The following is a 13,903-nucleotide window of genomic DNA, read 5'->3' as shown; positions in this document are numbered from 1 at the left end:
ATCCCGTGGAAATCACTGCTTCCCTGGTCAAGGAACTGCGCGAGCGCACTGGCGCCGGCATGATGGAGTGCAAGAAGGCACTCACCGAAAACGGCGGCAACATCGACGCCTCGGCCGAATGGCTGCGCAAGTCGGGCCTGGCCAAGGCCGACAAGAAGGCTGACCGCGTCGCTGCCGAAGGCATCATCGTGGCCGCGCAGGAAGGCAACAAGGCCGTGCTGGTCGAAGTCAACTCGGAAACCGACTTCGTCGCCAAGGACAGCAACTTCCTGGACTTCACCAAGGCCGTTGCCGGCACCGCGCTGAGCTCGGGCGCTGCTGACATCGATGCACTGAAGGTCGCCAAGCTGCCGGCCGGCGAGTCGGTCGAAGAAGCCCGCGCCGCGGTCATCGCCAAGGTCGGCGAGAAGGTCGACGTGCGTCGCATCGTTCGCCTGGAATCGACCAACAACGTCGCTGCCTACGTGCACGGCGGCCGCATCGGCGTGCTGGTTGAACTGGCCGGCGGCGACGCCGAGCTGGCCCGTGGCCTGGCCATGCACGTGGCTGCGATGAACCCGCCGCACAACAAGGCGGCCGATGTGCCGGCCGAGTTCGTTGCGAAGGAAAAGGAAATCGAACTGGCCAAGATGTCCGACAAGGACAAGTCCAAGCCGGCCGACATCCTGGAAAAGATCATCAGCGGCAAGATCGCCAAGATCGTCAACGAAGTGACCCTGTACGGCCAGCCGTACGTGCTGGACACCAACCAGTCGGTCGAGCAGGTCCTGAAGGCCGCTGGCGCCGAAGTGATCGGCTTCAAGCGCCTGGCCGTTGGCGAAGGCATCGAGAAGGTGGTGGAAGACTACGCCGCCGAAGTGATGAAGCAGGCCGGTCTGGCCTGATCCATCCCGGCATCGCCTCGGCGATACCGCGAGAACGAAAAAGCCCGGCATATGCCGGGCTTTTTTGTGGGCGGGAGCAAGATCAAGAACGTCGGCGCTTCACTGGTGCGGGCTGGGCGAATGGGAAACGTCCGCTGCCGTTGAAGTTGACCTCAACTGCACACCAGCCAAGTGTCGATGGGCTGGGGCGTTTGAGTTTGCAGGACCCTGAGGCGCATGGATGCGCCGACGGAGCTTACATGGGTGAAGGCGCACGTTTGCGAGGCATTGCCTCGCGTGCGACTGAACGCACAGCCGCCAGCGGCTGGGCCGGGCCGCGGAGCGGGACTTGCAGCGTGTCCTGCAAACTCAAACGCCCCAGCCCATTTCAGGCGGGAGTGAAAGGTTGCTGTTGCTGTTGCTGTTGACGTTGACTTTGGGTGTTGCGGTTGTTTCTGCCGAGCATGGCTCGGCACTACCAACGTCAATGCAGAGCAAGGCCAATGCGCTGGCTCAGCCCTTCGACTGGAAGGCCACTTCCTCGTACGGCTGCACCACCACCCAACCTTCGCCGGCGAACTTCATCTGCAGCGTCTCGCCCGAACCGCGCCCCACCAGCGTGCCCAACGAAATATCCGCCACGATCTCCGGTGACAGCGAACCCGACCAGGCCACCGTCGCGTTCGGATCGGTGAACACCGGACCCGTCTGCGCGTTCACCGGCAGCGTCATCGGCTCGTAGTGCGACGTCATCGCCACGATCCCGTGCCCGCTCAACTTGATGTTGAACAGCCCGCCGGACAGCATCCCGGCCACCTTTTTCATCATCGTGATCTTCGAATCGATCCCCGTCTCGAACGCCAGCACATCGTTGCCGTTGACGAAAATCGACTCACCCGCCAGACGCACCAGCGTCACCTGCTTGCCGGCATCGGCCAGGTACACGCGGCCCTGCCCCTCCACCTTCATCAACTGCAACCCCTCGCCGGTCACCATCTTCTTCAGCAGCGTGCCCAGACCCTGCTCGAGAATCCCCTGCCGGGTGAACTTCACCGCGCCCTTGCGCGCCACCATGGAACCCGACTTCGCCCACACCATGCCATCGACCCGCACTTCCAGCATGTGCAGGCTTTCCAGCTCGAACGCATCCGCACTGACATCCTTTTCCTTCGACGTGGACAGGAATTCCTCGAGCGACTTCACGGCCATCGGTTGCAGCATCCTTGTGGTTGAGAGCGCGAATGGTAGCCTCCCCACGCACATCGCGCCCACCGCACCCCATTGTCGGCGGCGCCCCGCACAACGCCACTCCCCCATTCGGTGGCGAATGTGTTACCAAAGACCCCGTCGCCCAGTCGCCACGCCGTTTGCCCGCTGGTTTTGCCTTGCATGGCGGATCGGCGCAAGATTGCCAACGCGATTTGTTACCCCAACGCAAGAATTTCCGCCCAAATATGTGACGCACTCCATGTATTCTTGCCACAACACATCAATAGTCCAGACATGCCTCCCGAGCTGACAGCCGCCCTGGCGCTCTGCCGCAACCTGCCCTCGCCCCCCGGTATTGCCCTGCGCATCATCGAGCTGGCCCAGGACCCGGAAGCGGACATCACCACCGCCGCCGACATCATCGCCATCGACATGGCGCTGAGCGCCCGCATGCTGCGCATTGCCAACTCACCGCTGTATGCCAGCCGCCGCCGGATCGAGAATCTCGGCCAGGCACTGACCATGCTCGGCCTCAATGCCACCGTCAGCCTCGCGCTGGGCTTTACCGTCACCCAGGACCTCAACGCCACCGGCGAAGGCCATGACCTGCGCGAACGCGCGTGGCGGCGCAGCATCCTCAGCGCCCTGGCCTCCAGCCTGCTGGGCCAGGCCCGCGGCCTGCGCAAGGCTGAAGAGCTGATGCTGGCCGGCCTGCTGCAGGACATCGGCGTGCTGGTGCTCGCCCAGTCCCAGCCCGAGCACTACCTGCCGCTGCTGCGCCAGGCCCGCGACAACGATGCCCTGGTCGCCCTTGAACGCGAGCACCTGCAGTGCAGCCACGCCGAGGTCGGCGCGTGGATGGCCGAACAGTGGGACCTGCCGCGCTACCTGGTGGACAGCATCGCCCGCAGCGAATCGCCGGCCGACGCCGAAGACAACTTCCAGATCTGCGTGGCCCTGTCCGGCGCCGTCGCCGATATCTGGCTCAATCCCGATGCCGATGCCGCGCGCGAACATGCCCTGCAGCTGGTCAACGAGAAGCTGCAGCTGGACAGCGCCCAGTTCGACCAGGTGCTGTCGCGCATCAGCGAAGCCCTGCCCGACATCAGCGCCCTGTTCGAAACCACGCTGTTCTCGCCCTCGCGCGTGCAGCAGCTGATCGACCACGCCCAGGAACTGGCCACGCTACGCAACCTGCGCGAAATGCAGGATGCCTCGCTGGCCCGCCAGCGTGCCGACGAATTCGAAGCGCGCGCCAACCGCCTGGCCGAGCAGGCCCACCGGGATGCGCTCACCGGCGTGCTCAACCGGCGCCAGCTGGAAGCCGTGCTCGAGCAGGAATTCCTGCGCGCCACGCGCCACGGCTGGCCGCTGTCGGTGGCCTTCATCGACCTGGACGACTTCAAGAAGATCAACGACGCCCACGGCCACCTGATGGGCGATGAAGTGCTGCGCATGTTCGCCAGCAAGCTGCAGGAACAGCTACGCACCAGCGATACCGTGGCCCGCTTCGGCGGCGAGGAATTCGTCGCGCTGCTGCCCAACACCACCGAACCGGTCGCGCTGGAAGTGGTGCGCCGGGTGCTCGCCACCATCGTCAACACGCCCATGGCCGAACTGGATGGCGGCCCGCTGTTCGTCACCTTCTCCGCCGGCGTGGCCACCCAGGGTGGCTACGAGCGTTTCGCCGATGTTCAGGACCTGCTGAAGGCGGCCGACGACGTGCTTTACCGCTCCAAGAACCTGGGCCGTAACCGTGTCATCGCCCGTTCGCCGGGCACTGCGCCGGCCTGAACGGGTTTAGCGGTGGTGCGGCGGCAGAACCGCACCACCCTCGCCGCACTGCAGCAAAATAAATCCGCCCTCCGGCCCGGCTTCCAGTAGAATTCCCGCGTTTTCCACGCATCCAGAGGCCACCATGTCCAATCTCATCTATCGCCGCATCCTGCTGAAAGTTTCCGGGGAGGCGCTGATGGGAGACGAGGACTACGGCATCGACCCCAAGGTCATCAACCGGCTGGCGCGTGAAGTCATCGAAGCCCAGCAGGCCGGCGCTGAAGTGGCCCTGGTGATCGGCGGCGGCAACATCTTCCGCGGTGCCGGCCTGGCCGCAGGCGGCATGGACCGGGTCACCGGCGACCAGATGGGCATGCTGGCCACGGTCATCAACGCCCTGGCCATGCAGGACGCGCTGGAGAAGCTCGGCGCCAAGGCGCGCGTGATGAGCGCGATCAAAATAAACGATGTATGCGAGGACTACATCCGCCGCCGCGCCATCCGCCACCTTGAAAAAGGCCGCCTGGTGATCTTCGCCGCCGGCGTCGGCAGCCCGTTCTTCACCACCGATTCGGGCGCCGCGCTGCGTGCGATCGAAATCGGCGCGGACCTGCTGCTCAAGGCCACCAAGGTCGACGGCGTCTACGACAAGGACCCGAACAAGTACGACGACGCGGTCCGTTTCGACAGCCTCACCTACGACGAAGTCATCCGCCGTGGCCTGGAAGTGATGGATACCGCCGCCTTCGCGCTCGCCCGCGACAGCGATCTGCCGCTGCGCGTGTTCGACATGGGCCAGCCGGGCGAACTGCTGAAGATCCTGCACGGCAGCAACATCGGCACCCTGGTCAAGGGCCGCGACCAGACTGCCTGAACGGGGTAGTCATGTGCAGCGCCGGCCAATCGCCCGGCGCTGCCACGTCCCACCGCCGCATAGGGCCTCAACGGCCGGCGGCATAAGCGTCAATACGACGGCACAAGCCCGTATTCGCCTATAATCGCCCGATTCCCAGTTACATCCAGGATTCGGGCGATGCTCAACGAAATCAAGCAGGACGCGCAGACGCGCATGGCCAAGAGCATCGATGCTCTGAAGCACACCCTGACCTCCATCCGTACCGGCCGCGCATCGCCGGCGCTGCTGGACCGCATCACCGTCAAGGCCTACGGCAGCGATACCCCGCTGAACCAGGTCGCCTCGATCAGCGTTTCCGAAGGCCACTCGCTGGTCATCACGCTGTTCGACAAGGGCATGATCAAGGACGTCGAGAAGGCCATCTACGCCTCCGACCTTGGCCTGACCCCGAACGTGGCCGGCACCGTGATCCGCCTCAACCTGCCGCCGCCGACCGAAGAGCGCCGCAAGGAGCTGGGCAAGCAGGTGCAGAAGGAAGGCGAAGGCGCCAAGATCGCCATCCGCAACATCCGCCAGGACGCCAACAAGGCCATCGCCACGCTGATCAAGGAAAAGTCGATCAGCGAAGACGACAAGAAGCGCGGTGAAGACGACATCCAGAAGCTGACCGACAAGTCCATCAAGGACGTCGATAGTGTGGTTGCGGAAAAAGAAAAGGAACTGATGGCGGTCTGAGCCCCATGTCCCAGGCCCCGACCACCAGCTCCAGCGCGCCCGTGCCGCGCCACGTTGCCATCATCATGGATGGCAACGGGCGTTGGGCGCAGAAGCGTCGCCGCCCACGCGTCATCGGCCATCGGGCCGGCGCGCGCGCGGTCAACCGCACCATCGATTTCTGTCTGGAACGCGGCATCGCCGCGCTCACCCTGTTCGCCTTCTCCAGTGAAAACTGGGGCCGGCCGAGCGAGGAAGTCGACGCGCTGATGAAGTTGTTCCTCAATGCCCTCGACCGCGAAGTGGACGAGCTGCATCGCCGTGGCGTGCGCGTGCGCTTCATCGGCGAACGCGAGCGCTTCGGCGCCGGGCTGGTCAGCCGCATGCAGCTGGCCGAACAACGCACCGCCGACAACCAGGCGATGACCCTGAACATTGCCGCCAGCTACGGCGGCCGCCAGGACATCGCACGCGCCGCGCGCGAACTGGCGGTCGAAGTCGCAGCCGGCCGGCTGCTGCCCGAACAGATCGACGAAGCGATGCTGTCCAGCCGCGTCGCCCTGGCCGACCTGCCCGCACCGGACCTGTTCATCCGCACCGGTGGCGACACCCGTATCAGCAACTTCCTGCTGTGGCAGCTGGCCTATACCGAGCTGTGGTTCACCGACGTGCTGTGGCCCGAGTTCGACGCCGCCGTCCTGCAGCAGGCCCTCGATGCCTTCGCTGCACGTGAACGCCGCTTCGGCCTGACCAGCGCCCAGATCGCCGCCCTGGCCACCGAGACGTCCACCCCATGACCAAAACCCGAGTCATCGCCGCGCTGATCATGGCGCCGGTCGCCATCGCCGCGATCCTGCTGCTGCCCACCCCGTGGCTGGCCGCCGCCGCCGCCGCCGTGTTCCTGATCGGCCTGTGGGAATGGCTGAAGCTGGCCGACGTCGACGACACCCTCGCCCGCACCGTGCTGCTGGTGCTGAACCTGGTGCTGATGGTGCTGATGGTGTGGGCCGGTGACGGCTCGCTGGTGCTGTACCAGATTGCCGCCCTGGTCGGCATCGGCTGGTGGCTGCTGGCGTTGGCATGGCTGCGCTTCTTCAACTTCGGCGCCAGCCCGAGCAGCCCGGCGCGTGCGCTGAAGCTGCTCGCCGGCACCCTGGCCATCGTGCCGGCCTGGGCCTCGCTGGTGCTCATCCACGCCAGCAGCGCGCAGGGCAACCTGTGGCTGCTGACCGCCCTGGCCGTGGTCTGGGCCGCCGATTCGGGCGCGTACTTTGCCGGCCGCACCTTCGGCCGCACCAAGCTGGCGCCGCGGATCAGCCCCAACAAGACCTGGGAAGGCCTGGTCGGCGGGCTGCTGGCCGGCCTGCTGGTCGCGCTCGGCTTCGGCTACCTCGCGGGTATCGACAGCGGCCACGTGGTCGGCCTGGTGATCACCGCGGTGGTCACCGTGTTCGCCTCGGTGCTGGGTGATCTGTACGAGAGCCTGCTCAAGCGCCACGCCGGCGCCAAGGATTCGGGCCACATCATTCCCGGCCACGGCGGCGTGCTGGACCGCGTCGACGGCGTGCTGGCCGCCCTGCCGGTGTTCGCACTCGGCAAGGAAATCTTCGGATTCTGAGCATGGACAGCGTTCTGCCTCCCCGCCGGGTCGCCGTGTTCGGCGCCACCGGTTCGATCGGTGCCTCCACCCTGGACGTGATCGCGCGCCACCCGGACCGCTATCAGGTCAGTGTGCTGGCCGCGGGCAGCCAGGTGCAGGCGCTGATCGCGCTGTGCGCCACGCACCAGCCCGAGCATGCGGTGATTGCCGATGCGGCGCTGCATGCCGCCTTGCGCGATGGCCTGCGCGCGGCCGGGCTGCGCACCCAGGCCCATGCCGGGCCGGACGCGCTGGATACCCTGGCCGCCAGCGACGCCTGCGACACCCTGGTGGCCGCGATTGTCGGCGCGGCCGGGCTGTCCTCGACCCTGGCCGCTGCCGCCGCCGGCAAGCGCATCCTGCTGGCCAACAAGGAATCACTGGTCCTGGCCGGTGAGCTGCTGATGCGCCAGGCCGCCGCCAGTGGCGCCGAGATCATTCCGATCGACAGCGAGCACAGCGCCATCTTCCAGTGCCTGCGCTCGCGCGATGCCAGCCTGGAAGGCGCCGGCGTGCGCCGGATCCTGCTCACCGCCTCCGGTGGCCCGTTCCGCGGCCAGCGCCGCGAGCAGCTCGCCCAGGTCACCCCGGCCCAGGCCGTGGCCCACCCGAAATGGTCCATGGGCCCGAAGATCTCGGTCGATTCGGCGACGTTGATGAACAAAGGCCTCGAAGTGATCGAGGCCCACCACCTGTTCGGCATCCCCGGCGAGCGCATCGAAGTGCTGGTCCATCCGCAGAGCCTGGTGCATTCGCTGGTCGAGTTCGTGGATGGCTCCACCCTGGCCCAGATGGGCCTGCCGGACATGCGCACCACCCTGGCAGTGGGCCTGGGCTGGCCGCAGCGGATCGAATCCGGGGTTGCCGGGCTGGACCTGCTGACCCAGGGCCGGCTCGATTTCGAAGCCCCCGACAATGACGCTTTCCCCTGCCTGGGCCTCGCCTGGCAGGCGATGGCCGCTGGCGGCACCGCCCCGGCCATCCTCAATGCCGCCAACGAAATCGCTGTTTCAGCGTTTCTTCAGGGGCGGATCGCTTTCCTTGCCATTCCGGCGCTGGTGGCTAACGCTCTGTCAACACTGTCGGTGGAGTCCGCCGATACACTGGAGGTCCTGCTGACTGCCGATCAGCGCGCCCGCCAGCTCACCCTCGCCGCCATCGACCACGCCTGAATGCCCCATACCGCTTCTGCCAATGCTGACCACCATGGGTGAATTCATCGGATCCGTCTGGTGGATGATCGTCAGCCTTGGGGTGCTGGTGACCTTCCATGAGTTCGGCCACTACTGGGTGGCACGGCGCTGTGGCATCAAGGTGCTGCGCTTCTCGGTCGGCTTCGGCCGCCCGCTGTGGATGCGCCGCAACCGCGCCGGCACCGAGTTCGCCATTGCCGCGATCCCGCTCGGCGGTTACGTGAAGATGCTCGACGAGCGCGAGGTCGAGGTCCACCCGTCCGAGCGCCACCAGGCCTTCAACCACAAGACCGTCTGGCAGCGCATCGCGGTGGTCGCGGCGGGCCCAGCGGCCAACCTGGTGCTGTGCATCGCCCTGCTGTGGGTGATGTTCGTACTGGGCAAACAGGATTATTCCGCCACCGTCGGTCGCACCAGCGGCATGGCGCAGAGCGCCGGCCTGCAGGCCGGAGATCGCGTGATCAGCGTCGATGGCCGCCCGGTGGCCAGTGCCGGCGAGGCCAGCATGGCGCTGACCACCGCCGCGATGGATCGCCACGATGCCGCACTGGAAGTGCTGGATGGCCAGGACCAGGTGCAGACCCGCGCCCTGCCACTGTCGCAGCTGCCGGCCGGTTTCGATGAACGCCGGGTGGTTCAGCTGGCCGGCCTGGGCTGGCAGTTCTGGCTGCAGCCGCCGCTGGTCGAGTCGGTGCTGCCCGGTTCGGCAGCGCAGGGCGTACTGCTGCCCGGCGACCTGATCGTGGCGGTCGACGGCCAGCGCACCGACGGCGCCGACCAGGTGGCCGCGCAGATCCATGCGCTGGGCCAGCGTGGCGGCCCCGGGATGGTGGAAGTGCTGCGCGCCGACGAGCGCCTCGCGCTGGAACTGACCCCGCGTGAAGGCAAGGACGGCCGCGGCCAGCCCACCTGGCAGATCGGCATCAGCTTCCCGGTTCAGCAGGCCCCGGCCTACGACACCCGCCTGCAGTACGGCCCGCTTGCGGCCATCCCGGTGGCGCTGCGCGAAACCGCCCGGATGGCGGGCGATTCGTTGGGTATGATGCGCCGCATCGTGACCGGCAACGCCTCGCTGCAGAACATTTCCGGCCCGGTCACGATCGCCCGTGTCGCCAATGTCTCGGCCCAGCGCGGGCTGGACTGGTTCCTGTATTTCCTGGCCCTGCTGTCGCTGAGCCTGTGCATCATCAACCTGTTGCCCATCCCCATCTTGGACGGCGGGCACTTGCTGTATTACCTTATTGAGTTGGTCAAGGGCAGCCCGCTGAGCGAGCGGGCCATGGCCGCCGGTCAGTACATCGGCCTGGCGCTGTTGGCTGGGCTGATGGGGTTGGCGTTCTACAACGACATCCTCAGCCTGGGCCCGCGATGAACTTTTTCCTTTTTGTCGTCGTCTTATGCGCCGGCATCCCGCAACATTGCATTCGACTCCAACCGGACGTGACATGACGCGACTCCCCAATCGCCGCCTGCTTGCCCTCGCACTCGCCGCCGGTTTCGGCGTGCCCGCCCTGGCGCAGGCAGCCGAGCCCTTCACCGTCAGCGACATCCGTGTCGATGGTCTGCAGCGCATCACCTCCGGTACCGTGTTCACCTACCTGCCGGTGGAACGTGGCGATACCCTGACCGACAACAAGGTCGGCGAGTCGATCCGTGCCCTGTACAAGACCGGCTTCTTCGAAGACGTGCAGCTGGACCGCCAGGGCAACATCCTGGTGGTCACGGTCAAGGAACGCCCGGCGATCAACAAGTTGACCGTCACCGGCAACAAGGACATCAAGAGCGACCAGCTGCTCAAGGGCCTGAGCGACATCGGCCTGACCGAGGGCGGTACCTTCGATCGCCTGAGCCTGGACCGCGTGACCCAGGAACTGCGCCGCCAGTACAACGACCGCGGCAAATACAACGTCGAGATCACCCCGACCGTGAGCCCGCTGGACCGCAATCGCGTGGACATCACCATCGCGATCAAGGAAGGCAAGGCCGCCAAGATCCAGCACGTCAACCTGGTGGGCACCGAGAAGTTCCCGGCCAAGGACATCCTGGAAATCTGGGAATCCAAGGAGCACAACTGGGCTTCGTGGTACCGCCGCGATGACCAGTACTCCAAGGAAAAGCTGTCCGGCGACCTGGAAAAGCTCAACTCCTGGTACCTGGACCGCGGCTACGTCGATTTCAGCATCGATTCCACCCAGGTCTCGATCAGCCCCGACAAGCGCGACATGTTCATCACCGCCGGCGTGACCGAGGGTGAGCAGTACAAGATCTCCGACATCAAGGTCACCGGCGACACCATCCTCCCGCAGGAAGATGTCGAGCGCATGGTGATCCAGAAGTCCGGCGACACCTTCTCGCGTGCGCTGCTGGAATTCAGCTCGGATGCGATCACCAATTCGCTGTCCAACATCGGTTACGCCTTTGCCAAGGTCAACCCGATTCCGACCAGCAACCGCGCCGACCGTACCGTGGCGATCAACATGCAGGTCGTGCCGGGCCCGCGCGTGCAGGTGCGTCGTATTACCTTCAAGGGCAATACCCGTACCTCCGACGAAGTGCTGCGTCGTGAAATGCGCCAGTTCGAAAACAGCTGGTACTCGCAGGCCGCGATCGACCGTTCCAAGATCCGCCTGCAGCGCCTGGGCTACTTCGAATCGGTCGACGTGGAGACCCCCGCGGTCACCGGCAGCAACGACCAGGTCGACGTGGTTTACAACGTCAAGGAAACCACCTCGGGCAGCTTCGTGTTCGGCCTGGGCTATTCGCAGTCCTACGGCATGACCACCTCGGTGCAGCTGTCGCAGAACAACTTCCTGGGCGGCGGCAACCGCGTGTCGGTCGAAGCCTCGCGCAGCAGCTACCTGCAGCGCTACGGCTTCAGCTACACCAACCCGTACTTCACCGATGACGGCGTGTCGCTGGGCTACAACCTGTCCTGGCGCGAACTGGATTACTCCGACTTCAATACCGCCCAGTACAACAGCACCAACGGTTCGGCGCAGATGGTGTTCGGCGTGCCGATCACCGAAAACGACACCGTCTCGCTGATGGTCGGTATCGACAGCAACCAGATCACCACCTACCCGGGCTCCACGCCGCAGTCGATCATCAATTACATCGATGCGATCGGCCGCCGCACGTTCCACTCGTGGCGTACCGAGCTGGGCTGGGCACGCGATACCCGCAACGACTACTTCATGCCCACCCGCGGTACCTACCAGCGCGTCGGCCTGGAAACCACGTTGCCGGGTTCGACGGTCGAGTACTACAAGCTGAATTACCAGATCTCCAAGTACTGGCCGATCATCCCGTCGCTGGTCATCAACACCCGCGCCGAAGTCGGCTACGGCGACAGCTACGGCAACGACACCACCCGCGTGATCACCAATGCCGACGGCACCACGCGTACCGTGACCGCCTCCGGCCTGCCGTTCTACGAGAACTTCTATGCCGGCGGCACCAACTCGGTGCGCGGCTTCGAAGACAACACCCTGGGCCCGCGCGAAATCACCCAAGGCTATCCGAACGGCCAGCCGTTGGGTGGTTCGCTGAAGACCGTCGGTTCGGTTGAAGCCTATTTCCCGCGTCTGTTCGACAGCCCGTCGGCGCGCGTGTCGGCCTTCCTCGACTTCGGCAACGTCTACAACGGCACGGACAACTTCAAGGCCAACGAGCTGCGCGTGTCCACCGGTGTGGCCCTGCTGTGGCGCGCCCCGGTCGGCCCGATCTCGATCAGCTATGCGTTCCCGCTGAAGAAGAAGGACGGCGACGAAATCGAGCGCCTGCAGTTTACGTTTGGTGGGCAGTTCTGACGGACTGCTGCGCCTTCGGCGAGCCCCCGTTAGAAGGGGGCTCTCCACCAGACGCGTTGCGCACTCGCCGGGCTTTGCCCGGCGTTTTCGTTTGAGATCCCGGTAGTGCCGGCCGCGATCCTTGGAAATTCTGCAGGGTCATGGCGGCCAGCCCTGTCCGGGACCGTTGGGCGCCATGGATGGCGCCCACGAGGCTCCATGGATGGAGTCACGCCGTGTCCCGGACAGGGCTGGCCGCCATGATCCCACCCGATAGCAACCCGGCGCCGCAGCGCGACCAACCCAGCCGCAGACCGCCCCCGCCCCCGCCCCGCATGACCGAACCTGCGCCACACGGTAAACTCGCGCCGTGAATACTCCTACCTATACCGCCCAGCAACTCGCCGAGCAGTTCGGCCTGCAGGTCCATGGTGACGGCAGCACCGCCATCCATGGCGTGGCCACGCTTGCCCATGCCGGCCCCGGCCAGCTCACCTTCCTGGCCAATCCGCGCTACCGCGCCCAGCTGACCGACAGCCAGGCCGCGATCGTGGTGCTGCGCGCCGAGGATGCCGACGCCGCGCCCGGCGCGGCGCTGATCGCCCAGGACCCGTACACCACCTTCGCCAAGATAGGCGCCCTGTTCGACATCGCGCCCACGCGCCCGCCGGGCATCCACCCCAGCGCCGTGATCGATCCCAGCGCCCAGGTCGCCGCCAGCGCCCACGTCGGTCCGTTCGTCAGCATCGGCGCGCGCAGCGTGGTCGGTGAGAACTGCATCATCGGCGCCGGCAGCATCATCGGCGAAGACTGCAGCCTGGACAGCGGCTGCGAGCTGATCGCGCGGGTCACCCTGGTCACCCGGGTCAAGCTCGGCAAGCGCGTGCGCGTGCACCCTGGCGCCGTGCTCGGCGCCGACGGCTTCGGCCTGGCCATGGATGCCGGCAAGTGGATCAAGGTGCCCCAGCTGGGCGGCGTGCGCATCGGCGACGATTGCGAAATCGGCGCCAACACCTGCGTCGACCGCGGCGCCCTGGAAGACACCGTCCTCGCCGAGGACGTGCGCCTGGACAACCTGGTGCAGATCGCACACAACGTGCAGATCGGCGCCCACTCGGCCATCGCCGGCTGCACCGGCATCGCCGGCAGCGCCAAGATCGGCCGTTACTGCCTGCTCGGCGGGCATGTCGGCGTGGTCGGCCACCTCGAAATCTGCGACAAGGTCGTGATCACCGGTAAATCGGTGGTGCGCAATTCCATCCACGAGCCGGGTGAGTATTCCTCCGGCACCCCACTGACCGACAACCGCACGTGGCGCAAGAACGCCGCGCGCTTCAAGCAGCTGGACGCATTGGCACGCCGCGTCCTGGCCGCTGGCAAGGAGAAAGAATGAACGACACCCTGCAGCTCCCGATCGACATCACCCAGATCCAGGAGTTGATCCCCCACCGCTACCCGTTCCTGCTGGTGGACAAGGTCGTCGAACTCGACGTCGAGGCCAAGCGCATCCTGTGCCAGAAGAACGTCAGCTACAACGAACCGTACTTCCAGGGCCACTTCCCGGGCCGTCCGATCATGCCCGGCGTGCTGATCATCGAAGCACTGGCCCAGGCCGGTGGCGTGATGACCCAGCTCACGCTCGGCCGTGACGCCCAGTCCAAGCTGTTCTACATGGTCAAGGTCGAGAATGCCCGCTTCAACAAGCAGGTCATCCCCGGCGACGTGCTCATGCTGGACGTGCAGATGAAGCGCCTGATCCGCAACATGGGCTGGTACTACGGCGAAGCCAAGGTCAACGGCGAAATCGTGGCCAGCGCCGAAGTCATGTGCGCCGGCGCCAAAGGCTGAGCCACCACGGAGGCAGG

General features: G+C 65.8%; 12 protein-coding genes. 11 read left to right on the top strand and 1 reads right to left on the bottom strand.

Annotated elements, in window-relative coordinates:
- Positions 1-5 precede the first annotated feature (5 nt).
- Complete coding sequence (tsf, locus tag AC3IPM_RS06665; RefSeq protein WP_489303179.1) at positions 6-884, top strand: translation elongation factor Ts; 879 nt, start codon at positions 6-8, stop codon at positions 882-884.
- Between the two features lie 492 nt (positions 885-1,376).
- Here tsf and AC3IPM_RS06660 read toward each other — a convergent pair whose 3' ends face one another.
- Positions 1,377-2,072, bottom strand: coding sequence for an AIM24 family protein (locus tag AC3IPM_RS06660; protein WP_489304025.1), 696 nt, complete (start codon positions 2,070-2,072; stop codon positions 1,377-1,379).
- Between the two features lie 294 nt (positions 2,073-2,366).
- Between AC3IPM_RS06660 and AC3IPM_RS06655 the strand changes: the two genes are divergently transcribed.
- The 10 genes from AC3IPM_RS06655 to fabZ all read left to right on the top strand — a co-directional run bounded on the left by AC3IPM_RS06655 (position 2,367) and on the right by fabZ (position 13,886).
- A complete protein-coding gene (locus AC3IPM_RS06655) occupies positions 2,367-3,866 on the top strand; it encodes a sensor domain-containing diguanylate cyclase (RefSeq protein WP_489303178.1) in 1,500 nt (499 codons plus the stop codon).
- Positions 3,867-3,990: 124 nt separating this feature from the next.
- The gene (gene pyrH / locus AC3IPM_RS06650) at positions 3,991-4,722 is read left to right on the top strand and encodes a UMP kinase (RefSeq protein ID WP_489303177.1); all 732 of its coding nucleotides are present in this window, start codon (positions 3,991-3,993) and stop codon (positions 4,720-4,722) included.
- Between the two features lie 159 nt (positions 4,723-4,881).
- Positions 4,882-5,439, top strand: coding sequence for a ribosome recycling factor (gene frr, locus AC3IPM_RS06645; protein WP_489303176.1), 558 nt, complete (start codon positions 4,882-4,884; stop codon positions 5,437-5,439).
- 5 nt (positions 5,440-5,444) lie between these two features.
- Entirely contained in the window at positions 5,445-6,215 is a 771-nt protein-coding gene (gene uppS, locus AC3IPM_RS06640; protein WP_489303175.1) for a polyprenyl diphosphate synthase, read from the top strand.
- Positions 6,212-7,036 (top strand): phosphatidate cytidylyltransferase, encoded by an 825-nt coding sequence (locus tag AC3IPM_RS06635; RefSeq protein WP_489303174.1) that lies wholly within the window; start codon positions 6,212-6,214, stop codon positions 7,034-7,036. The genes uppS and AC3IPM_RS06635 overlap by 4 nt, the downstream gene beginning before the upstream one ends.
- Before the next feature lie 2 nt (positions 7,037-7,038).
- Positions 7,039-8,229, top strand: a complete 1,191-nt coding sequence (locus tag AC3IPM_RS06630) for a 1-deoxy-D-xylulose-5-phosphate reductoisomerase (RefSeq protein WP_489303173.1) — start codon at positions 7,039-7,041, stop codon at positions 8,227-8,229.
- Between the two features lie 34 nt (positions 8,230-8,263).
- Positions 8,264-9,622: an RIP metalloprotease RseP gene (gene rseP, locus AC3IPM_RS06625; protein WP_489303172.1), complete on the top strand. Its 1,359-nt coding sequence runs from the start codon at positions 8,264-8,266 to the stop codon at positions 9,620-9,622.
- A 73-nt stretch (positions 9,623-9,695) separates the two neighbouring features.
- A complete protein-coding gene (bamA, locus tag AC3IPM_RS06620; protein ID WP_489303171.1) occupies positions 9,696-12,059 on the top strand; it encodes an outer membrane protein assembly factor BamA in 2,364 nt (787 codons plus the stop codon).
- A 349-nt stretch (positions 12,060-12,408) separates the two neighbouring features.
- A complete protein-coding gene (lpxD, locus tag AC3IPM_RS06615; RefSeq protein ID WP_489303170.1) occupies positions 12,409-13,431 on the top strand; it encodes a UDP-3-O-(3-hydroxymyristoyl)glucosamine N-acyltransferase in 1,023 nt (340 codons plus the stop codon).
- Positions 13,428-13,886, top strand: coding sequence for a 3-hydroxyacyl-ACP dehydratase FabZ (fabZ, locus tag AC3IPM_RS06610; RefSeq protein ID WP_489303169.1), 459 nt, complete (start codon positions 13,428-13,430; stop codon positions 13,884-13,886). The genes lpxD and fabZ overlap by 4 nt, the downstream gene beginning before the upstream one ends.
- Positions 13,887-13,903: the final 17 nt, after the last annotated feature.

This window comes from Stenotrophomonas sp. GL_111, from assembly GCF_057835245.1.
This window is presented reverse-complemented; position numbering and strand designations above follow the sequence as displayed.

What these genes read in the sequence shown, in the direction of transcription:
- AC3IPM_RS06660 (WP_489304025.1), bottom strand. Translation starts at nt 2,072, where the DNA reads ATGGCCGTGAAGTCGCTCGAGGAATTCCTGTCCACGTCGAAGGAAAAG.
- AC3IPM_RS06655 (WP_489303178.1), top strand. Translation starts at nt 2,367, where the DNA reads ATGCCTCCCGAGCTGACAGCCGCCCTGGCGCTCTGCCGCAACCTGCCC.
- pyrH (WP_489303177.1), top strand. Translation starts at nt 3,991, where the DNA reads ATGTCCAATCTCATCTATCGCCGCATCCTGCTGAAAGTTTCCGGGGAG.
- frr (WP_489303176.1), top strand. Translation starts at nt 4,882, where the DNA reads ATGCTCAACGAAATCAAGCAGGACGCGCAGACGCGCATGGCCAAGAGC.
- uppS (WP_489303175.1), top strand. Translation starts at nt 5,445, where the DNA reads ATGTCCCAGGCCCCGACCACCAGCTCCAGCGCGCCCGTGCCGCGCCAC.
- AC3IPM_RS06635 (WP_489303174.1), top strand. Translation starts at nt 6,212, where the DNA reads ATGACCAAAACCCGAGTCATCGCCGCGCTGATCATGGCGCCGGTCGCC.
- AC3IPM_RS06630 (WP_489303173.1), top strand. Translation starts at nt 7,039, where the DNA reads ATGGACAGCGTTCTGCCTCCCCGCCGGGTCGCCGTGTTCGGCGCCACC.
- rseP (WP_489303172.1), top strand. Translation starts at nt 8,264, where the DNA reads ATGGGTGAATTCATCGGATCCGTCTGGTGGATGATCGTCAGCCTTGGG.
- bamA (WP_489303171.1), top strand. Translation starts at nt 9,696, where the DNA reads ATGACGCGACTCCCCAATCGCCGCCTGCTTGCCCTCGCACTCGCCGCC.
- fabZ (WP_489303169.1), top strand. Translation starts at nt 13,428, where the DNA reads ATGAACGACACCCTGCAGCTCCCGATCGACATCACCCAGATCCAGGAG.